This window comes from Flavobacterium antarcticum DSM 19726 (assembly GCF_000419685.1).
Lineage (GTDB): Bacteria > Bacteroidota > Bacteroidia > Flavobacteriales > Flavobacteriaceae > Flavobacterium > Flavobacterium antarcticum.
In genome coordinates, this window is sequence record NZ_ATTM01000001.1 from 62,500 (window position 1) to 83,406 (window position 20,907).

The 20,907-nt window shown below is 35.8% G+C and carries 15 protein-coding genes; 14 read left to right on the forward strand and 1 reads right to left on the reverse strand.

What is annotated here, in order from left to right:
- Window positions 1-38 precede the first annotated feature (38 nt).
- The 7 genes from ruvB (at window position 39) to YWA_RS0100370 (ending at window position 5,736) form a co-directional block, all read left to right on the forward strand.
- The gene (ruvB, locus tag YWA_RS0100330) at window positions 39-1,061 is read left to right on the forward strand and encodes a Holliday junction branch migration DNA helicase RuvB (protein WP_022826499.1); all 1,023 of its coding nucleotides are present in this window, start codon (window positions 39-41) and stop codon (window positions 1,059-1,061) included.
- A 56-nt stretch (window positions 1,062-1,117) separates the two neighbouring features.
- Window positions 1,118-1,471, forward strand: coding sequence for a four helix bundle protein (locus YWA_RS0100335; protein ID WP_022826500.1), 354 nt, complete (start codon window positions 1,118-1,120; stop codon window positions 1,469-1,471).
- A 54-nt stretch (window positions 1,472-1,525) separates the two neighbouring features.
- Window positions 1,526-2,467, forward strand: a complete 942-nt coding sequence (gene queG / locus YWA_RS0100340) for a tRNA epoxyqueuosine(34) reductase QueG (protein WP_022826501.1) — start codon at window positions 1,526-1,528, stop codon at window positions 2,465-2,467.
- 370 nt (window positions 2,468-2,837) lie between these two features.
- Entirely contained in the window at window positions 2,838-3,254 is a 417-nt protein-coding gene (locus tag YWA_RS0100345; RefSeq protein WP_157505271.1) for a hypothetical protein, read from the forward strand.
- A gap of 802 nt (window positions 3,255-4,056) precedes the next feature.
- Window positions 4,057-4,605, forward strand: coding sequence for a hypothetical protein (locus YWA_RS0100355; protein ID WP_022826504.1), 549 nt, complete (start codon window positions 4,057-4,059; stop codon window positions 4,603-4,605).
- A gap of 487 nt (window positions 4,606-5,092) precedes the next feature.
- On the forward strand, window positions 5,093-5,302 hold the full coding sequence (locus YWA_RS15880; protein WP_022826506.1) for a 4Fe-4S double cluster binding domain-containing protein: 210 nt from the start codon (window positions 5,093-5,095) through the stop codon (window positions 5,300-5,302).
- Window positions 5,299-5,736, forward strand: a complete 438-nt coding sequence (locus tag YWA_RS0100370) for a hypothetical protein (protein WP_022826507.1) — start codon at window positions 5,299-5,301, stop codon at window positions 5,734-5,736. Before YWA_RS15880 ends, YWA_RS0100370 begins: the two co-directional genes overlap by 4 nt.
- Window positions 5,737-6,177: 441 nt before the next feature.
- Here the strand turns inward: YWA_RS0100370 and YWA_RS0100375 are convergent, their stop codons facing one another.
- Window positions 6,178-6,528 (reverse strand): hypothetical protein, encoded by a 351-nt coding sequence (locus YWA_RS0100375; protein ID WP_022826508.1) that lies wholly within the window; start codon window positions 6,526-6,528, stop codon window positions 6,178-6,180.
- 308 nt (window positions 6,529-6,836) lie between these two features.
- On the opposite strand from YWA_RS0100375, the gene YWA_RS0100380 reads away from it, so the two are divergent.
- The 7 genes from YWA_RS0100380 to YWA_RS0100410 all read left to right on the forward strand — a co-directional run bounded on the left by YWA_RS0100380 (window position 6,837) and on the right by YWA_RS0100410 (window position 20,864).
- Window positions 6,837-9,134 carry an NADP-dependent malic enzyme gene (locus tag YWA_RS0100380; protein WP_022826509.1) on the forward strand — a complete coding sequence of 766 codons (2,298 nt, stop codon included), beginning with the start codon at window positions 6,837-6,839 and terminating at the stop codon, window positions 9,132-9,134.
- A 70-nt stretch (window positions 9,135-9,204) separates the two neighbouring features.
- Window positions 9,205-9,786, forward strand: coding sequence for a Holliday junction branch migration protein RuvA (gene ruvA, locus YWA_RS0100385; protein ID WP_022826510.1), 582 nt, complete (start codon window positions 9,205-9,207; stop codon window positions 9,784-9,786).
- A 36-nt stretch (window positions 9,787-9,822) separates the two neighbouring features.
- Window positions 9,823-17,130 carry a T9SS outer membrane translocon Sov/SprA gene (sov, locus tag YWA_RS0100390; RefSeq protein WP_026718474.1) on the forward strand — a complete coding sequence of 2,436 codons (7,308 nt, stop codon included), beginning with the start codon at window positions 9,823-9,825 and terminating at the stop codon, window positions 17,128-17,130.
- Window positions 17,131-17,210: 80 nt separating this feature from the next.
- The gene (gene gcvH / locus YWA_RS0100395) at window positions 17,211-17,591 is read left to right on the forward strand and encodes a glycine cleavage system protein GcvH (protein WP_022826512.1); all 381 of its coding nucleotides are present in this window, start codon (window positions 17,211-17,213) and stop codon (window positions 17,589-17,591) included.
- Complete coding sequence (locus YWA_RS0100400; protein ID WP_157505272.1) at window positions 17,545-17,961, forward strand: VanZ family protein; 417 nt, start codon at window positions 17,545-17,547, stop codon at window positions 17,959-17,961. Before gcvH ends, YWA_RS0100400 begins: the two co-directional genes overlap by 47 nt.
- A gap of 54 nt (window positions 17,962-18,015) precedes the next feature.
- A complete protein-coding gene (deoC, locus tag YWA_RS0100405; protein WP_022826514.1) occupies window positions 18,016-18,759 on the forward strand; it encodes a deoxyribose-phosphate aldolase in 744 nt (247 codons plus the stop codon).
- A gap of 8 nt (window positions 18,760-18,767) precedes the next feature.
- A complete protein-coding gene (locus YWA_RS0100410; RefSeq protein ID WP_022826515.1) occupies window positions 18,768-20,864 on the forward strand; it encodes a protein involved in gliding motility RemB in 2,097 nt (698 codons plus the stop codon).
- The last annotated feature ends 43 nt before the right edge of the window (window positions 20,865-20,907 follow it).

Consider the following 20,907-nt stretch of genomic DNA (forward strand, 5'->3'; position numbering starts at 1 on the left):
TAGCACTTTCTAACAGTACCTTTACTTATCTTTGCCAAATGAATGAAAATTTAGATCCTACAAATTCAGGTTTCAATCCCGAAGAACTCGATATCGAGAAAAAGCTTCGGCCGCTCTCGTTTGATGATTTCGCAGGTCAAGACCAAATTTTAGATAATTTAAAAGTGTTTGTGCAAGCGGCAAACTTACGAGACGAAGCACTTGATCATACTTTGTTTCATGGTCCTCCAGGTTTGGGTAAAACCACATTGGCAAATATTCTTGCGAACGAACTGGGTGTTGGGATTAAAATTACCTCAGGTCCAGTTTTAGACAAGCCCGGCGATTTAGCTGGATTGCTTACAAATCTTGAAGAACGTGATGTGCTTTTCATTGACGAGATTCATCGCTTGAGTCCTATTGTGGAAGAATACCTTTATTCGGCGATGGAAGATTTCAAAATTGATATTATGATTGAATCGGGACCAAATGCGAGAACCGTTCAACTTAATTTAAATCCTTTTACGCTAGTTGGTGCAACCACACGTTCGGGACTCCTTACCGCTCCAATGCGAGCTCGTTTCGGAATTCAAAGCCGACTCCAATATTACAATCGTGAACTATTGACTACAATTGTTGAGCGAAGTTCGTCTATTCTCAAAATGCCTATTACGTATGAAGCTGCATTGGAAATTGCAGGACGAAGCCGCGGAACACCGCGTATTGCAAATGCATTACTTAGACGTGTTCGGGATTTTGCGCAAATCAAAGGAAATGGTTCCATCGATATTGAAATTGCACAATTTTCGCTAAAGGCGTTAAATGTGGATGCACACGGATTGGACGAAATGGACAATAAAATTCTGCATACCATTATTGATAAATTCAAAGGTGGTCCTGTTGGTCTGTCCACTTTGGCAACAGCCGTTTCAGAAAGTAGCGAAACCATTGAGGAAGTATACGAACCCTTTTTGATCCAAGAAGGTTTCATTATGAGAACACCTCGTGGCCGCGAAGTAACAGAAAAAGCTTATACACATTTGGGGAAATTGAATTTAAAAATTCAGGGAGGACTTTTTTAGGAGAAGGAAGATGGAAGAAGGAAGGTAAGGAACAACTTGATTAATTTAGATAGGAGATGAGTTTTAAATTCGAGAAATTAATTATTTGGCAGAAAGCGATGGATTTAGGAGAAGAGATCCATAGTTTGTCGCATATCTTTCCTAAAAGTGAAATGTATAATCTATCGTCGCAAATAGTAAGAGCATCGGATTCAATTGCCTTGAATATTTCTGAAGGAAGTATTGGACAATCTAAAGCTGAATTTGGAAGATTTCTTGGATATGCAATACGGTCAATTGCTGAAGTTGTTACTTGTTTGTATAAAGCGAAAAGAAGAAATTATATTACGGAAGTGCACTTTCTTACCCTATATAATGATTGTTTTAACCTGATGAATATGTCAATAGCATTCAAATCTCAACTTAAATAGGTCGTCAATCGGTCTACTGTGCTTCTAACTTCCCTCTCCCAACTTCCTGCCGTTTTGAATACTAACAAAGAAAAACATACAAATTTCATCAAATCCGAAGCCAACCGCCTCGGTTTTTTATCTTGTGGTATTTCCAAAGCAGGATTTCTCGAAGAAGAAGCACCACGTTTAGAAGCCTATCTGAAGCAAAGTTTCAATGGAGAAATGCAATACATGGAAAACCATTTTGACAAACGACTTGATCCTACTTTATTAGTTGACGGTGCGAAAAGTGTGATTTCCTTATTGCTTAATTATTTTCCCGAAGAACAGCAATCAAGCGACACCTACAAGATTTCAAAATATGCGTATGGTAAAGATTATCATTTTGTAATCAAGGATAAGTTAAACGAACTTTTACACAGTATTCAATCTGAAATTGGTGAGGTTTCGGGTCGTGCATTTGTTGATTCGGCTCCAGTGTTAGATAAAGCTTGGGCTGCCAAAAGTGGATTAGGTTGGGTAGGAAAACACACACTTTTAATAACTCCAAAAATTGGCTCATTCAACTTCGTAGCGGAATTAATTACAGATCTGGAACTCGAATACGATTCTGCAATTACAGACCATTGCGGAACTTGTACAGCGTGTATCGACGCTTGTCCCACCGAAGCTATTGTCGCACCGTATGTTGTGGACGGAAGTAAATGTATTTCGTACTTCACTATAGAATTAAAAGAAGCAATTCCCACAGAAATGAAAGGAAAAATGGACGATTGGATTTTCGGCTGTGATATTTGCCAAGATGTTTGTCCATGGAACCGATTTTCAAAAGCACATAGCGAACCTTTGTTCAATCCAAATCCGGAACTATTATCGTTTTCAAAAAAAGACTGGCACGAGCTTACTTCTGAAACTTTTTCTAAAGTCTTTAAAAATTCGGCCGTGAAGCGAACAAAGTTGCAAGGTTTAGTACGGAATATTAAATTTATTCAAGTGCCGCGAGATAGTTTGTGATTTTTCTAGATGGTAGTTAATTTGTTAATTATAAAATAACTAATGCCGTATATTTACCATAATTACGGTATTTCAGAAATTTTTTTCATGAAAGGGATTGTGTAAATAGTAGTGATAGGAATTGTGAAATAGACAATGCTGTATTTTGAAATATAAATGTAGAACCGTTGTGGTATTTTTAATTTAGTCGCTTAGCAAACGCTTAGTAAGTGGTAAATTTTGTAAGCGAGTACCAGAAGAAATTTTCATATTCATCCAAATGGTAATACAACCCCTTCACAACAAGACACAGATATTAAAGATCTATGGAAAAAAGATTACAAAAGTTCAATTTTTAACATTCTTATTCCCTCAACCAATACTTCGGGTTATGAAAAAGTACCTTACTAAAATAAATATTACTAATTTAATTTTGATGTCGTTATTTTTACTGAATAATTGTAAAACCATAGATTTGCCCCATAAACAAGGAACTGTTAATGATGCAATTTTTAACTGCATATACGACTTTAGAAGCATTAATAAGGCACTTATGAAGAAAGACACTGTCTTTGCTGTAATCTCTGAAGAAGAGGATGATTTTTTTAGAATTACTATTGTAGGTTCGAACAATAAGTATCTTTACAACTCAAACCTTATTCCAAGTGATAATAAAATGAGAAACAATTATTATGAAACTGACAACAAATTATTTATTTGGTATGATGTTACAAAGGAAATAGATGAAAAAACGGTTGAAATCTACGATCGAGGCAGTGGAAAAATTATAGGTTCAATAGAAAATTAATTGAAATGAAAGGTAAAAATATATATACTACTACATTATCGTATGTTTCAATTATTAGCTTTGTAATGTTAGTTTTTTTAAGAATTATATTGTCTAATTTTGATATGGAAAATCTAATTTTAATGAAATTATATATGACCATAAATAATTATATATACATCCCTCTTTTAGGTTTTTCCTTTTTTTCATCGATTTATGTGCTTATTCAAGCTATAAATTTAAGATTTGAGAAACCTTTAATGTATTTTTATTTAGTAATCCCATCATTACTTTATTTTATTACATATATCATAGTAGGTTGCTTTATGTTAGTTAATGGAAAGTTGATATGATATTTAGGTAGTGTTTCAGAGTTAGTGATTATGGAGTATAAGTTTTTAAAGTAGTACATAATGTAACCATCGTTTAGTTTTGATAATGTATCAGATGGGCAATGTATCAATATGGGTTTTGGTTTTAGGAACTTTTAAAGATTGATAATCAGTATTTTTTAAATAAAAATTACCCTGGGATAGGAAGATGGACAGGAATAGACCCTGTAGTTCATTACAGCCAATCTACTTATAATGCCTTTGATGGGAATCCTGTTTTTTGGGCTGACCCGAGTGGGGCTGATAGTAGTTCTGGTGGTTTCAGTACTGATGTTTTTGGTAGAGAGAGATTTGATGACAATGGAATATATATACCTTTTGGAGAAAGAGTTGGAAGTAATTTTGAAAACTATTTTAAAGATGAGTCAATAAGTGATGATGGTGGGGGTGGCGAAGATTCTAAGTTAATTGGTAAATTAATTTATACTTTATTGGATGCTAAAAAAGGTGTTCATGAAATTACAATGGTTCAATTTATAGAAACTAATGTAAGAATAATTCAAGAACTTATTGGGACTAGTACTTTAATAGATTATATAACTATTACTACCAAAATTCAAATTGAAAAAAGTAATAATGAAATTATTTACACAACTACTATTACGTCAAGTTATGGAACGAGTGAATTTGGAGGTAACAGTTTGTCTTGTAAAGAATGTTATAATAAATCAAATACTATTAGTAGTAAAGGATTATCAGTAAATCCAATCGCAAATGCTGCTGCTGAATTTATAGGAGATAGAATTAAAGTTGATAAAAGATATAATTTGTTTAACCAAACAAAAAGTATATTGCCAACAGGTTCAGGATTGTTTTTTTCAGGAGTTGGAGCATTGACTAAAACGGGTATGCAACCAATTATTCTTGGTATAGAATTAGCTGAAACGTATGATACTTACAGAAAAGCATTGACAGATTTTTCAGGTAGAAGTGCAACTTATAATGTTTTTTCAGATGGTACACTTAAATTAGCAGAATGATAGAAAGTTATATAAGTAAAATAATTGTTATCTCATTTTGGATAATGTTATTGATAGCGAAATTTAAAAAAAATAAAAATTATTTCTCACTGTGTGGTTGTAAGGGGTATAAGGTCTTAGGATTAGAATTTGTCTATAAGTTTAATATAATGAGATATATACAGGTTTTCCTTTTTCTGATAATTCCTCACCTTGTCTTTGGAGTTTATGGATTCACTTTTAACCTAATATTATTTTTAGTTACGACGATAAAAATTCAAAAAAGTAGTATTTAACTTTTTTGGTAATGTATAGGTAATGTTTTAGATGTGTTGGTTCAAAATTATTTCTTAGCACGTGCATAGAAAATGGTAATCTATCAATTGTGTGGTTTGCATATCCACTCATCCAAATTTAATTTGCAATTGATGGTGGTGGTCGAAGTGGATACCAGTCTAAGTTTAATTGATAAGAATATCAAGATGAATTAGGACTAAACTTGTATGATATGGATTTTAGGGATTACGACCCTGCCATAGGAAGGTGGAAAGGACGTGTACGGCTTTGTATTGATTCCTGTCCTACGGAAACCACCGTCGCAACGTATGTCGTAGATGAAAACAAATGCATCTCCTATTTTACAATTGAACTGAAGGAAGCGATTCCCACCGAAATGAAAGAAAATTTTGGAATGAATAATATAATAATCACCAAATGATGAAAAGATTTGAACTAGAAGAAATTAATATTTTTAAACTTTATATCTTTAGCATAATAGGCCTTTTTTTATATGTTCTAATTGTCATTTTATCATGTCTTCTGATAATCAATTTAATTCCGACTTTTGATTATTTTGGTATCTTAATTATTGTTACAGCACTAATTTCTGGAAACTTTATTTTTAAAATTTCAGAACAGAAATCTACAACATTAATTTATATTGAAATTGAACAAAAAAAGATTTTTTTAGATAAAAAAACATTAATTATTGAAAACCTTAAAGAAATTACTATTAAAAAAAAGCTCAGTCATTATCCGATGATATTTTTTAAATTTCAAGACAATAAAAGTTTCAAATATAGGATTGTTAAATATAGCAAAGACTATTTTGAATTTATCAAAACTATTGAAAAATCTAAATTCTTTAAGTAATTTCGATTATAAAATTATGTAGAATTGAAATATTATTTTGTCGGAGTTTTTTACTAATTGATAAATTTACGCTTATTGATTTTTTTAAGGAAATTGCCTTTAAAGAGGAATTAATTGAGATTATAAGAACTGGAGGAGAAATAACGACATTTAGTAATCGCGGATTTTCGTAATGTCCTGATTTTGTAGCTATCGATTTTACAAATATACCTCGTTACTGCAGAAATTATTTTTCATGAACGTGATTATGTAAATAGTAGTGATCGGAATTGTGAAATAGACAATGCTATATTTTGTAATGTAAATGTAGAACCGTTCTGGTAATTTTAATTTAGTCGCGTTGCAAACGCTTAGTAATTGGGTACTCGTTGGAAACGAACACTAGATTGGATTCTCGATGCTTTCTCATCTTCTTTTTTGAGTTTATTACAACTTTAATGTCTAACCATCCCAAACTGCAACGTCTAAAATTTCACCATTAGCTCCTACGTAAAAAGTAAGTGTTCCTGTATTAATACCTCTTTTTGAATAACCCAAATAATAATTAAATTCCGTTTGTGATTCAGAATCGGGTTTTCCGAGTAATTTAAAGATCTCGTTTTTATTTTTACCTTTCAATTCATAGTCATTTCGCAAACTATTCATCATATCCCATCTTAAACTCCAGTTTCGCTCTGCATCTAAATTTGAGTTTTTCCATTTTTCACTGTCGAACTTTTCGCCAGAGGTGTAACCACAAGAAATAAATTGGATTGCAATAACGAACATTACGACTTTTTGAATAATTTTCATTTTAAGATTATTTCAGTTTTCATTATAACAAAATCGAACTGCTTTAATTATGGTTAAAGAAATCCAGATTAATTATTTATGTAACTGAATATCGTTTTGAATACCATAAAGTAAGCAATCCTAACTATAAAAATTTCTGTAAAATTAACTTTTTAAAATCAGATCTAATTCGCCAAAAACTTAACAAAAACTAATTCGTTAAAAATTTCTTATTTTCATACAGTCTTTTACCTTTGTAAGTCGGAATAAAAACAACAAAGTCAATTGCTTTGAAGAAGTCGACTTCCGTCAAATAAAATTAGCTAGAAATGAAACGAAATATCAAGAGAAGAGAAGCTTTACTTTATCACGCCAAACCTACACCAGGAAAAATACAAGTAATACCAACAAAAAAATACGCAACCCAACGGGATTTGTCCTTGGCTTATTCGCCAGGAGTAGCAGAACCGTGTTTAGAAATTGCCAAAGATGTAAATAACGTTTACAAATATACCGCAAAAGGAAATTTAGTAGCCGTGATTACTAACGGTACTGCCGTTTTAGGATTGGGAGACATTGGCCCCGAAGCTTCAAAACCAGTTATGGAAGGAAAGGCATTGTTGTTCAAGATTTTTGCAGATATTGACGTTTTTGATATTGAAATCGACTGCAATGATATTGATGGATTCGTACAAACCGTAAAAAATATAGCACCTACTTTTGGAGGAATCAATCTTGAAGACATCAAAGCGCCTGAATCATTTGAAATTGAGCGTCGTTTAAAAGAAGAATTGAATATTCCGGTGATGCACGATGACCAACATGGAACGGCAATTATTTCATCAGCAGCGTTGCTAAATGCATTGGAATTAGCCGGGAAAACAGTTGATCAAGTTAAAGTGGTTGTTTCAGGTGCAGGTTCCGCAGCTTTAGCGTGTGCAAATTTATACGTCCTTTTAGGCGTTCGCCGAGAAAATATAGTCATGTTTGATAAGGATGGACTTCTAAATAACATTAGAACCGACTTGTCCGACTTGCAAAAAAGATATACTTCTGAAATCAATTACGAAAATTTACACGAAGCATTAAAAGGTGCGGATGTATTTTTAGGACTTTCAGCAGGGAACATTTTGACACCGGCCATGTTGATGGAAATGGCAGACGATCCCATTGTTTTTGCAATGGCAAACCCAGTTCCTGAAATTGATTATGACTTGGCAGTTGCCACTCGTAAAGATTTGATTATGGCAACAGGTCGTTCAGACCATCCAAATCAAGTGAACAACGTTTTAGGTTTTCCCTATATTTTTAGAGGAGCTTTAGACGTTCGTGCCACAAAAATTAACGAGGAAATGAAGATGGCTGCGGTTCATGCGTTGGCTTCATTAGCGAAAGAGTCAGTGCCCGAACAAGTGAATATTGCTTATGGTGAAACCAAATTAAATTTTGGTCGCGAATATATCATCCCAAAACCATTTGACCCACGATTAATTTCGGTGGTAGCTCCAGCAGTAGCAAAAGCGGCAATGGAATCTGGTGTGGCAACACATCCAATCACGGATTGGGTAAAGTATGAACACGAATTATTAGAACGTTTAGGTTCTGACAATAAAATGGTTCGATTGCTTACCAACCGTGCGAAAAATGATCCAAAACGAATTGTTTTTGCAGAAGCAGATCATTTAGACGTTTTGAAAGCTGCTCAAATTGTTTTAGAAGAAGGCATTGGTCATCCTATTTTGTTAGGAGATCGTGAGGTCATTCTGGAATTAAAAGAAGAGTTGGGATTTGACGCAGACGTGCCTATTTTTGATCCAAAAAAACCAGAAGAAGACGCACGTCGATTAGAATATGCTGATATTTTTTGGAAAACAAGAAACCGTCGTGGTATTTCATTGCTCGATGCTCAAAAATGGATGCGAGAACGCAATTATTTTGCCGCAATGATGGTCAATCACGGTGATGCTGATGGTTTAGTGACAGGTTATTCGCGAAGCTATCCTTCCGTAATCAAACCAATGATGCAACTGATTGATAAAGCACCTGGAATTTCGCTTATTGCTACTGCAAATATGATGATGACCAATAGAGGTCCGATGTTTTTATCGGATACTGCGATTAATCCAAATCCGTCAGCAGACGATCTTGCAAAAATTGCTTTGATGACTGCGAAAACCGTTCGTATGTTTGGAATGGAGCCGGTTATGGCAATGGTTTCGTATTCTAACTTTGGTTCTTCAGACAGTCCGAATGTGCATAAAGTACGTGATGCGGTGGCGTATTTACATAAATATTATCCTGATTTAATTGTGGACGGAGAAATTCAAGCCGATTTTGCATTGAATCCTGAGCTGATTCAAAAGAAATTTCCATTTTCTAAAATTGCAGGTAAAAAAGTGAATACCCTGATTTTTCCTAATCTAGAATCGGCGAATATAACTTACAAATTATTGAAGGAACTGTACAAAACAGATTCGATTGGACCTATTATTCTAGGAATGGACAAGCCTGTACATATTTTCCAACTTGGAGCAAGCGTTGAAGAAATGGTAAACATGGCTGCCGTTGCCGTTGTGGATGCTCAAGAGAAAGAAAAACGCAAGAATGCGTTGCGAAGTTTGAGCTAATATTTAATAGTTTAAAATTCAAGTTCTTTAGTTCAGGATTTTTGTTACATTTGGCAATAACTTAACGTTTATGATTGCACATATTCAGGGTAAATTAGTAGAAAAAACACCTACCGACGTCGTCATTGATTGTGGTGGCGTGGGCTATCACATCAATATTTCACTGCATACCTATTCCTTATTACCGGCAACTGATTTTATTAAATTGTACACCCATGTGCAAATTAAAGAAGACGCTCATACGTTGTTCGGCTTTATGGAGAAAACAGAGCGTGAAATCTTCAAAATGATGTTGACCGTTTCGGGAATTGGAGCAAGTATCGCGCGAACCATGTTGTCCTCGCTGGAACCCAAACAAATCATTCAAGCCATTGCGTCAGGCGATGTTCCTACGATTCAGTCCATTAAGGGAATTGGAGCAAAAACAGCACAACGCGTGATTATTGAGTTAAAAGACAAGGTGTTAAAGTTGTACGATTTGGAAGAAGTTTCATTGGTGCAAAACAATACAAATAAAGATGAGGCGTTATCTGCATTAGAAGTTTTAGGATTTATGCGGAAATCGGCAGAGAAAGTGGTGGAGAAAATTGCCCGAGATCATCCAGAAGCCACAGTCGAATTTATTATCAAACAAGCTTTAAAAAATTTATAGTTTTTGAAAACAATTTTTATTAAAAGTATCGAATCAGTGCTGAAAATAAGCGGATTTCTGTTGGTTTTCTTATTTGCATTCGAAATGCAGGCTCAAATAGATCCTGAAGAGAAAGAACCTGTTACCGATACGATTAAAGGATACAATTCCGGAAAAATTGAAATTCAAAATCCGCCGTCCGTGGTTTCGTCTTATACGTACGATCCCATTACAGACCGCTATATTTACAATTCAAAAGTTGGCGATTTCAATACTACTTACCCGGCAATTTTGACTCCAAAAGAATACGAAGCTTTGGTTTTGAAAGAGTCCATGCGGAATTATTTCCAACAAAAAGCCAATGCAATTGATGGAAAAAAACGCGGTACCGAAGATGCTAAAAAGGATTTATTGCCACGGTATTATGTAAATAACGGTTTTTTCGAAACGGTTTTTGGTAGTAACACCATTGATGTAAAACCTACAGGTTCGGTTGAAATGGACTTGGGAATGCGGTACACAAAACAAGACAATCCTGCTTTTTCTCCGCGAAATCGTGCCGTAACTACGTTCGATTTTGATCAAAGAATTAGTTTGAGTTTGTTAGGTAAAGTGGGAACCCGCCTTACTGTAAACGCAAACTACGACACAGAATCTACTTTTGCATTTCAAAATTTAATTAAACTGGAATACACGCCCACAGAAGACGATATTTTGCAGAAAATTGAAGTTGGTAATGTGAGTTTGCCTTTAAACAGTTCGCTTATTCGAGGTGCTCAAAGTTTATTTGGTGTGAAAACACAATTGCAATTTGGAAAAACCACGGTTACGGCCATTTTCTCGGAACAAAAATCGCAAACAAAATCAGTAACGGCTCAAGGCGGCGGAACGATTCAAGAATTTGATTTGTTCGCTTTGGATTACGATGCAGACCGACACTTCTTTCTGTCGCAATATTTTAGAAATTTATACGATCGTTCGTTGAGTAAATATCCCGTAATTGACAGTCGAGTTCAGATTACACGAATGGAAGTTTGGGTAACCAACCGTCAAAACAGAGTCAGTACAACCGATAACAATCTAAGAAACATCGTTGCTTTACAAGATTTAGGTGAAGCCCAACTTACAGGATTAGAAGATTACCAGGTAGTGAATTTGGGACCAACGATTCCAACAGGATTTTTCCTTAATCCTACTAATTCTCCAGTGGACAACAGAAATAACAAGTACAATCCCGCTTTAATTGGAACGCCTACAGGATTTTTATTGAGTTCTATTCGTCAAATTGAAACTACAAGTAACGCGTCTTTTAATGTCCAAGGAGCCAATGTTTCCGAAGGACAAGATTTTGCAAAATTAGAAAATGCGCGAAAACTATCGCCTAGCGAATATACGTTTCATCCGCAATTGGGTTATATTTCGTTGCAACAACGATTGGCCAACGACGAAGTTTTGGCGGTAGCGTATCAATATACGATCGGAAGTGAAGTGTATCAGGTGGGTGAATTTGCCAATGGAGGTCCGGAATCTACAACAGTAACCGGTGATGAACCACAAAATCAAGTAATCGAAACCAATAGTTTGGTATTGAAAATGCTTAAAAGTAGTTTAACAACGGTGTCAACTACGGTAAATAATGTAACACGAACACGTCCTATTTGGAATTTGATGATGAAAAACATCTATCAGATTTCGCCAGGAGGTCAGTTAGAGCAAGAAGATTTCAGATTTAATATTTTATACAGCGATCCGTCGCCTCTGAATTATATTACAGAAGCAAAAGGAAGTATTGGCCAACCGCCACTTCCGCTTCCTGCTGATGTTGCAGAAACACCTTTGTTGAAAGTGTTTAACATTGACGCCTTAAACTATACCAACGATCCAGAAAACAACCGACAAGGAGATGGTTTTTTTGACTTCATTCCTGGATTGACCGTAGATACTCAGAACGGGCGAATCATTTTTACAACCGTAGAGCCTTTTGGATCGCACTTGTTTAAAAAACTTAAAAACACAAACTCCGGCCTGGAAGATTACGACGATCCTTCAACGTATAATGCCAATCAGGCGAAATATGTTTTCAGAACGTTGTATACCAATTCTCAGGCAAAAGCATTGCAAGACAGTGAGAAAAACAAATTCCAGTTAAAAGGAAAATATAAATCTACCGGCAGTGATGGAATTTCGCTTAACTCTTTTAACGTGCCACAAGGTTCGGTTACAGTAACCGCTGGAGGTCGAATATTGGTGGAAGGACTGGACTATATTGTAAATTACCAGCGAGGAACGGTTCAGATTTTAGATCCGGCTTTGCAAGCGTCAAATACACCGATTGAAGTTTCACTGGAAAACAACGCCGTTTTTGGACAACAAACACGTCGCTTTTTTGGTGTGAATGTCGAGCATAAATTTTCGGATAAGTTTCTTTTGGGAGGAACAATCTTAAGAATGTCAGAACAACCGTTTACACAAAAATCGAGTTTCGGACAAGAATCGGTTAACAATACAATTTTTGGATTGAACGGAAATTACGCTACAGAAATTCCGTTTTTAACCCGCATGGTAAATAAATTACCCAACTTAGATACGGATGTTGCGTCTAATTTATCGGTTCGCGGTGAAATAGCCTTTTTGAAACCCGATGCTCCAAAAGCAGATCGTTTTGAAGGAGAATCTACTATTTATGTCGATGATTTTGAAGGTTCGCAAACTTCTATTGATATGCGATCGGCTTCGGCTTGGAGTTTATCGTCGGTTCCGTTAAAAAAAGGAAATTCAAATCCTGAATTTGGAGGCGATGTTTTAGGAGTGGAAGGCGAACCAAATGCATTGCGTTATGGTTTCAAAAGAGCAAAATTAGCTTGGTATACGGTTGATCCCATATTTTACACGAGTCAACGTCCAGGTGCCATAACAGATGCTGATTTGTCTTTCAATAAAACACGACGCATTTACCTGGATGAATTGTTTCCTGTTACCGATGTGGCAGATGGACAATCAACGGTCATTAATACCTTAGATTTATCGTACTATCCAACGGAACGTGGACCTTACAATTTCAATCCTGCAGCAAATGGAAATGTACTTCCCAACCCAGAAGAGAATTTTGGTGGAATGATGCGTGCCATAAGTTCAACAAATTTTGAACAAGGAAATGTGGAATACATTCAGTTCTGGATGTTAGATCCGTACTTGAACGATGAAACACCGGTGACGAATAATGGAAAACTGTATTTTAACTTAGGTGAAATTTCCGAAGATATTCTGAAAGACGGAAAGAAACAATATGAAAATGGTTTACCGGAAGCAAATTCAGTGCAAGGTACTTCGAAATCAATTTGGGGTCGTGTGCCGTCTTCACAATCGTTGATTTACGCTTTTGATACCAACAATGCAAACCGTGCGGTTCAAGATGTTGGTTTAGATGGAATTGATGACGCTGCGGAAGCGCTTTTGCCAGGTGCTGAAAACTTTGCAAACCTTTCCGATCCTGCTGCAGATAATTACGAATTCTATTTAGATGTCTCAGGAAATTTATTGGAACGCTATAAAAATTATAATGGTTTAGAGAAAAACTCTCCGGTAGAAGTAACGAATAATACACGTGGAAATTCTACTTTACCGGATGCAGAAGATCTGAATCGCGACAATACGATGAATACCATTGATGCGTATTACCAGTATAGTGTTGATATTTCAACTGGCGCTTTAGCGGTAGGTCAAAATTACATTACGGACGAACGTATTATTGAAAAAGCTAGAATTCCAGGTGGAGCAGGAGCAAGTGTGAAAGCAAGATGGATTCAGTTTAAAATTCCAATTCAAGATGTCCGACCTGAAAACAATATCGGTGGATTGGAAGATTTTAAATCGATTCGGTTTATGCGAATGTTCATGACTGGTTTCTCAAACGACATTACCTTGCGTTTTGGAACTTTAGATTTAGTACGTGGCGAGTGGCGTCGTTACACAAATTCGCCTGAAACAGGAATTGCTTTGCCTTCACCAGATCCTACAAATTTAGATGTGTTGTCTGTCAATATTCAGGAAAACTTAGACCGTGAACCTATTCCGTATCGTACACCACCGGGAGTTGTTCGGGAACAATTATACAATAATAACTCGGTGATCAATCAGAACGAACAATCACTTTCGCTTCGTGTAGCTGGTGCTGATGGATTGTTGCAAAATGAATCTCGTGCTATTTTTAAGAATTTGAGTATCGACATGCGTCAATTTAAAAAATTGAAAATGTTTTTACATGCCGAATCTTTAGCAGGTTTAGAAGATACCAATCAATCGTTAAATGACGGTGAAATGGCGGCTTTCATGCGTTTTGGAAATGACTATACTCAGAATTACTACGAAGTAGAATTGCCGTTGAAAGTGACGCGAAAAAACGACGCAAGTACGGATGAGAAAGTGTGGCCTGTAGAAAATAATCTTGATTTGCCTTTGGACTTGTTAACTCAAATGAAAATTTTAGCAATGAATCCCGATCCTTCCGAATTGGATGATCAAGGCGTATTTTCAAAATTTGATTACGAACTGGATCCAAATATTCCCGCACAAAACAGCAGGATTAGAATCAGTATAAAAGGAAATCCAAACTTCGGACAAGTACGGACGTTGATGGTAGGTGTTCGAAACAATACGGGGAAATTGCCGCTGGATTTGCCTGGAAAAGCAATTAAAGGAGAAGTATGGTTTAATGAACTTCGATTGGCAGGAATGGACAACAAAGGGGGAATGGCTGCGATTTTGAGTTTGGATACAAACTTCGCTGATTTGGCTACTATTTCTGCTACAGGAAGAATGAGTACAATTGGTTTTGGTGCTTTGGAAGATGGACCAAACGAACGCAGTAGAGAAGACGCACAGCAATACAATGTGGTGACAAATTTAAATATGGGGAAATTATTGCCTAAGAAATGGGGAATCAATGTACCGTTTAATTTCTCAACAGGCGAGGAAATAATTACGCCAGAATACGATCCGTTTAATCAAGACATCAAGTTAGACCAGTTGATCAGCATTACTGAAGATCAAGCTGAAAAAGACAACATTAGAGATCGTGCAATAGAATATACAAAAACAAAAAGCATCAACTTTATTGGCGTTCGAAAAGACCGTGGTGCTGAGCAAAAAGCGCATGTCTACGATCCCGAGAATTTGACTTTTAATTATTCTTTTAATGAAATGAAGAAGCATGATTATGAAATCAAAGAGTATGTAGACCAGCAAGTTCGAACAGGTGTGGATTACAATTATAGTTTTCAACCCAAATTAGTAGAGCCATTTAAGAAAAATGAGTTCATGAAGAAAAGTTCGTATTGGAAATTGTTGAGTGATTTTAATTTCAATTATTTGCCTTCTAATATCAATTTCAGCACCAATATTGTGCGTCAATACAACCGCCAACAATTCCGTCAAGTGGAAGTGGAAGGAATTGGTATTGATCCTTTGTACCGAAGAAATTATTTGTTCAATTACCAATACGGTTTCAATTACAATTTGACCAAAACATTAAAACTAAACTATACTGCGGCAACTAGTAACATTGTCAGAAATTATTTAGACGATCAAGGAAATACGATTGATTCGTTCGCCATTTGGGACGACTACTGGAATTTTGGTGAAGCCAATACACACAACCAGCAGTTGACCGTGAATTATGAATTGCCGTTAAACAAATTGCCGTTCTTGAGTTTCTTAAAAGCAACGTACACCTATACGGGCGATTTCAACTGGCAACGTGCTTCAATTGCAGAATCGCGTTTTGAGACTGAAAATTTAGACGGTACTTTTTCTATTTACAACTTAGGAAATGTCATTCAAAATAATGGAGCACACCGATTGAACACGGCTTTAAACATGGACTTGTTTTACAAATATGTAGGTTTGACCAAAAGCAGTGCAAAAAAACCAGTCGTTCGAACAGGCAATCAAGCACCGCCAAAACCGGGAGAGCGAATTGACAACAAACGACCAGTTACAACTTCGGAAGGAAATGTGTTTCTTGATGGATTGATTGGCGTGGTGACCAGTATCAAAAATGTGCAGATTAATTATGTGGAAACCGGTGGAACCGTTTTACCTGGATATACACCTGGAATTGGTGTTTTTGGAACAACAAAACCTGGATTGGGCTTTGTCTTTGGTAATCAAGACGACATTCGGTACGAAATGGCACGAAATGGTTATTTGACTAATTATCCTAATTTCAATCAGAATTACACCGAAGTAGCGACGAAAACTTTAGACCTTACGGCAAATGTAGATTTGTTTCCGGATTTCAAAATTGATTTGGTGGCCAACAGAAGTTACATTGATAATTTCTCAGAACAGTTTGACGTTTTGAATGGCGAATACCAATCGCGTTCGCCTTATAATTCTGGTAACTTCTCCATTTCAACTGTAATGATTGGAACGGCGTTTGGCCAAAGTGACGAAAATGGTTCTGCCGCTTTCAACACTTTTAGAAGCAATAGAATCACTATTGCAGATCGTTTAGCTCAGAATTACTACGGAAGTGATACGTTTACGAGAGATACGGATGGTTTCCCAATTGGATTTGGAAAGAACAGCCAAGCTGTTTTATTGCCCTCTTTTTTAGCAGCTTATACCGACACGAAAGCTGGTGGTGTTTCGCTGGATGCTTTCCGAAACATTCCAATTCCAAACTGGACTGTTCAGTATACGGGATTGATGCGTTACCAATTTTTCAAAGATAAATTCAAACGTTTTTCTTTGAAACATGCATACAAAGCTTCGTATACCGTCAATGCATTTCGATCGAATTTAGATTACAATCCTGGATTAACAGCAGCCGATTTGCAGCCAGGTGATAATTATCCAAACCGACTTTTGATTTCAAATGTCAATTTAGTAGAGCAGTTCAACCCGTTGATTAAGTTTGACATGGAAATGAAAAACTCGGTTAAAATTGTAGCTGAGATGAAAAAAGATCGTGCTTTATCAATGAGTTTTGACAATAATTTATTGACCGAAGTAAAAGGATTAGAATACGTTTTAGGTTTGGGTTACCGTATCAAAGACGTGACATTTAACTCTGCGTTAGCGGATAATCCAACGGGAATTATTAAAAGCGATATTAATATTAAAGCTGATTTTTCGCTTCGCCAAAGTCAAACCATTGTACGTTATTTAGATTACGACAACAACCAATTGGCAGGTGGACAGAATTTATGGTCGGTTAAATTGACAGCAGATTATTCGTTTAGTAAAAATTTGACGGCTATTTTCTTCTACGATCATTCGTTTTCAAAAGCAGTTATTTCAACCGCATTCCCAATTACTAATATTCGAACAGGTTTTACCATGCGTTACAATTTTGGAAATTAAAAGTAAATACTCCACAAAACATTTTATAAATATAGAAGTATATAATACATTTGCTACAGCAAACTAAAACAAACAACATTATGAATATACCAGCTGAATTAAAGTACACGAAAGACCACGAATGGATTAGCCTTGAAGGCGATATCGCTACTGTAGGAATTACTGATTTTGCACAAAGCGAATTGGGTGATATCGTTTACGTAGAAGTAGAGACTTTAGACCAAACTTTAGAAAAAGATGAGGTTTTTGGAACGGTTGAAGCGGTAAAAACAGTGTCCGATTTATTCTTACCTTTAGCAGGAGAAATCGTTGAATTCAATGAATCTTTAGAAAGTGATCCTGAAAAAGTAAACGCTGATCCTTACGGTGCAGGTTGGATGATCAAAATAAAAGTTTCCGATGTAAATGATTTTAATGAATTACTATCAAGTGAAGCTTATAAAGAACTTATTGGAGCATAAACGTACGATTCAGATACTGACTGTTCTTTGGACAGGATTAGTAGCTTATCTCTGCTTAGTAAGTTCGGAAAGTTTACCAAAAGTCAATGTATTTGAATTTGACAAATTGGGGCATTTTTCCTTTCACTTTGGAATCACAATTTTATGGTTTTTATTTTGGAAAACCACTTATAGAAATGAAAACAAGTATGCTTTATTAAAGGCATTCTTGTTTTCATTTTTTTTTGGAGCCGTGATTGAATTGGGTCAAGGATATTTGACAACCACTCGAAATTCGGATATAAATGATATTTATGCCAACTCAACTGGAGCTTTTACTGCGGTGCTTTTGATTTTCATAGTCAATAAATGGCGGGCTAAAAATCAATAAATTAAACTTTTAAATTGATGGTGAAACCTGCTTAAGTTTCGCTATTTTTATAATATGGATATTAAAAACTATTTAGATTCGACTTACTTGAAAACGCCCGAACAAGCGGGTTTAAGTGCTGCTGAAAACACGAAAATTGTCACTTCTTGTATTCAAGAAGCTATTGACGAACGGTTCAAGTTGATCATGATTCGTCCCGACCAAGTACGTCTTGCAAAAGAGATGATTGTAAAGGCGCGGTCAAAAGTAACTATTGGAACGGTTATTAGTTTCCCAGAAGGCGTTGATTCTTTGGAACAAAAATTAGCGGAAGCCCAAGAAGCCATTGACAATGGAGCGGACGATTTAGATTTTGTATGCAATTATAAAGCATTTATTGAAGGTGATTTAGAAACCGTTAAAACGGAAGTGTTAGAAGGAACGCGGTTGGGTTTGCAACACAATAAAATTGTAAAATGGATTATTGAAGTAGCCGCTTTAACTGAAAAGCAAATCATTCAATTGTGCAGTTTGATCAAGAAGGTCGCGGTTTCAAATTTCAAAGAAGAGTTGTACCATACCGTTTATGTAAAATCGTCGACAGGTTTTTACGTCACTGAAAACAACTTGCCCAATGGAGCTACAATTCCTGCAATCATCATGATGCTCGAAAACGGTTCGCCACTTTCTATAAAAGCAGCTGGAGGCGTTCGGACGTATGAAGATGCTGTTGAAATGATCAAGTTAGGTGTCAAAAGGATTGGTACTTCGTCAGCAAAGGCAATTGCTTCTGGTGCAGAATCAGATTCAACTTATTAAATTACTTTATGAAAAAAATTCTATTTTTTATTTTCTTTCTACATATTGGTTTGCTTCACGCACAAAATTCAAGTTCGTTAGCACCGGTATTTCCCAATTGTGAAAATAAAAATGCGGTTGAAACCAATGCTTGTTTTTATCAGCAAATTCAACAATTCGTTTTTGATAATTTCCAAGTACCCGATTTAGTCTCGAAAAACAATTACAAAGGATTCGTAAATGTACTTTTTGAAGTGGATACAGTTGGTGTTTTTAAAGTACAGTATGTTGATGCAATTTATCCGGAACTAACAGCCGAAAGTAAACGTGTGTTCGGAATGTTCCCAAAGATAAAACCGGCAATGAATGCAGGGAAACCCGCTTTCGCAAAATATACGTTGAAAATTGCAATTCCCTTGAAGAACCCACAACAAGAAGTTGGTTCTGCTTATGAAACAAAAATAGATTCTATTAAAGCAAATCGGACGAAAGTATTGGCTGAATTTGACAGCATCGTAAGTAAGAAATTTGAAAATCCAATTTACGAAAGCGGATTAAATATTCCTTTTACACACAGTTATTATGCTCAGTTTGATTCAGCAGTAAATCAGGTTGGAAGTAACAATCATACGGGTTCAAAACCTTTGGCATACAATGAAGTTGCTCCTTATTATGATTTCAAAACGATCAATGAAAAGTTGATGAAAAACAGCGATTCTTGGTTGGAAAAAAAACTATGGAACGAACATTTCTTCCAATTTCAGGGGGAAGATTATTGGATTACGTTGAATCCGTTGTTGGATCTGAGAGTTGGAAAATCAACACCAAGCGATCTGAACTATACCTATCAAAACACGCGTGGCATTCAAGTACAAGCCGGTTTAGGGAAAAATTTAGTATTGACAACTACGGTTTACGAAAGTCAAGGTCAATTTGCTGATTATTACAATCAATATGCAAATTCAATTCGTCCTTCTGGTGGAAATCCTGCCATTATTCCTGGAATTGGAATTGGAAAAGAGTTTAAAACCAACGGATATGATTTTCCTTCGGCAGATGCCAATATTTCGTATTCGCCAAGTAAAATGATTAATTTACAAATGGGTTACGGGCGAAATTTTATTGGAGATGGATACCGTTCGCTGCTTATGGGTGATGCTGCAAGTCCTTATCCGTATGTTAAAATCAATACTACCTTTTGGAAAATAAAATACACGAATACCTATATGTCGCTCAAAGATGTTCGGGATGAAGTGACGGCTGAAAAAACATACGCTACAAAATTCATGGCGAATCATTATTTGAGTTGGAATGTAACCAAACGATGGAACTTAGGATTTTTTGAATCGGTGGTTTGGACGAATTCAAACGATAGAGGTTTTGACGCCAATTTTATCAACCCTATTATTTTTTACAGAACGGTTGAATTTACTTCTTCTTCAAAAAGTGGAAATGCCGTTTTAGGTTTGACCACAAAATATAAATTCAACAACCAATTGAATTTTTACGGTCAATTTATTTTAGATGAGTTTTCGCTAGGCGATATTAAAGACCAAGACCAAAGTTGGAAAAATAAATACGGATATCAATTGGGATTGAAATATTACAATGCGTTTTCAATTCCTAATTTGTTGTTGCAAGTGGAGTATAATCACATTCGTCCTTATGTATATTCGCACAGCGATCCAATTACTAATTACGGTCACAATAATCAAAGTATGGGACACGCTTGGGGTGGAAATGCTCGGGAGTTGATTGCCATCGGTAGGTACCACAAAGGCCGCTATTTCGCAGATGCAAAATTGACTTATGGAATTCGCGGTTTAGATTTTGACACTGCCACGGATAGTTTAAATTATGGAGGAAATATTTATAAGGATTACGACGACAACCGTCCTTTTGATACGGGTGTGAAAGTGGGACAAGGAAATAAAACGAGTATTTTAATTGCTGATTTACAAGCCGGTTATTTAGTAAATCCTGCCACTAATTTGAAGTTATTTGCAAATTACATGTACCGAAGTTTTGATCCTGAGAAAGAAACTGATTTCGTAAAACGAACGAATACAAGTTGGTTTACAATCGGCGTTCGATCGGATATCTTCAATTGGTATTTTGATTATTAAGAGGTTATTTTTTCAGAAATTATAGTAAAGCTGCAACTACCAA

Coding starts and splice junctions, on each gene's coding strand:
- deoC (WP_022826514.1), top strand. CDS start 18,016: ATGGATATTAAAAACTATTTAGATTCGACTTACTTGAAAACGCCCGAA.
- ruvB (WP_022826499.1), top strand. CDS start 39: ATGAATGAAAATTTAGATCCTACAAATTCAGGTTTCAATCCCGAAGAA.
- YWA_RS0100400 (WP_157505272.1), top strand. CDS start 17,545: ATGAATTACTATCAAGTGAAGCTTATAAAGAACTTATTGGAGCATAAA.
- YWA_RS15880 (WP_022826506.1), top strand. CDS start 5,093: ATGGATTTTAGGGATTACGACCCTGCCATAGGAAGGTGGAAAGGACGT.
- YWA_RS0100345 (WP_157505271.1), top strand. CDS start 2,838: ATGAAAAAGTACCTTACTAAAATAAATATTACTAATTTAATTTTGATG.
- YWA_RS0100375 (WP_022826508.1), bottom strand. CDS start 6,528: ATGAAAATTATTCAAAAAGTCGTAATGTTCGTTATTGCAATCCAATTT.
- ruvA (WP_022826510.1), top strand. CDS start 9,205: ATGATTGCACATATTCAGGGTAAATTAGTAGAAAAAACACCTACCGAC.
- YWA_RS0100370 (WP_022826507.1), top strand. CDS start 5,299: ATGATGAAAAGATTTGAACTAGAAGAAATTAATATTTTTAAACTTTAT.
- YWA_RS0100380 (WP_022826509.1), top strand. CDS start 6,837: ATGAAACGAAATATCAAGAGAAGAGAAGCTTTACTTTATCACGCCAAA.
- gcvH (WP_022826512.1), top strand. CDS start 17,211: ATGAATATACCAGCTGAATTAAAGTACACGAAAGACCACGAATGGATT.
- YWA_RS0100335 (WP_022826500.1), top strand. CDS start 1,118: ATGAGTTTTAAATTCGAGAAATTAATTATTTGGCAGAAAGCGATGGAT.
- YWA_RS0100410 (WP_022826515.1), top strand. CDS start 18,768: ATGAAAAAAATTCTATTTTTTATTTTCTTTCTACATATTGGTTTGCTT.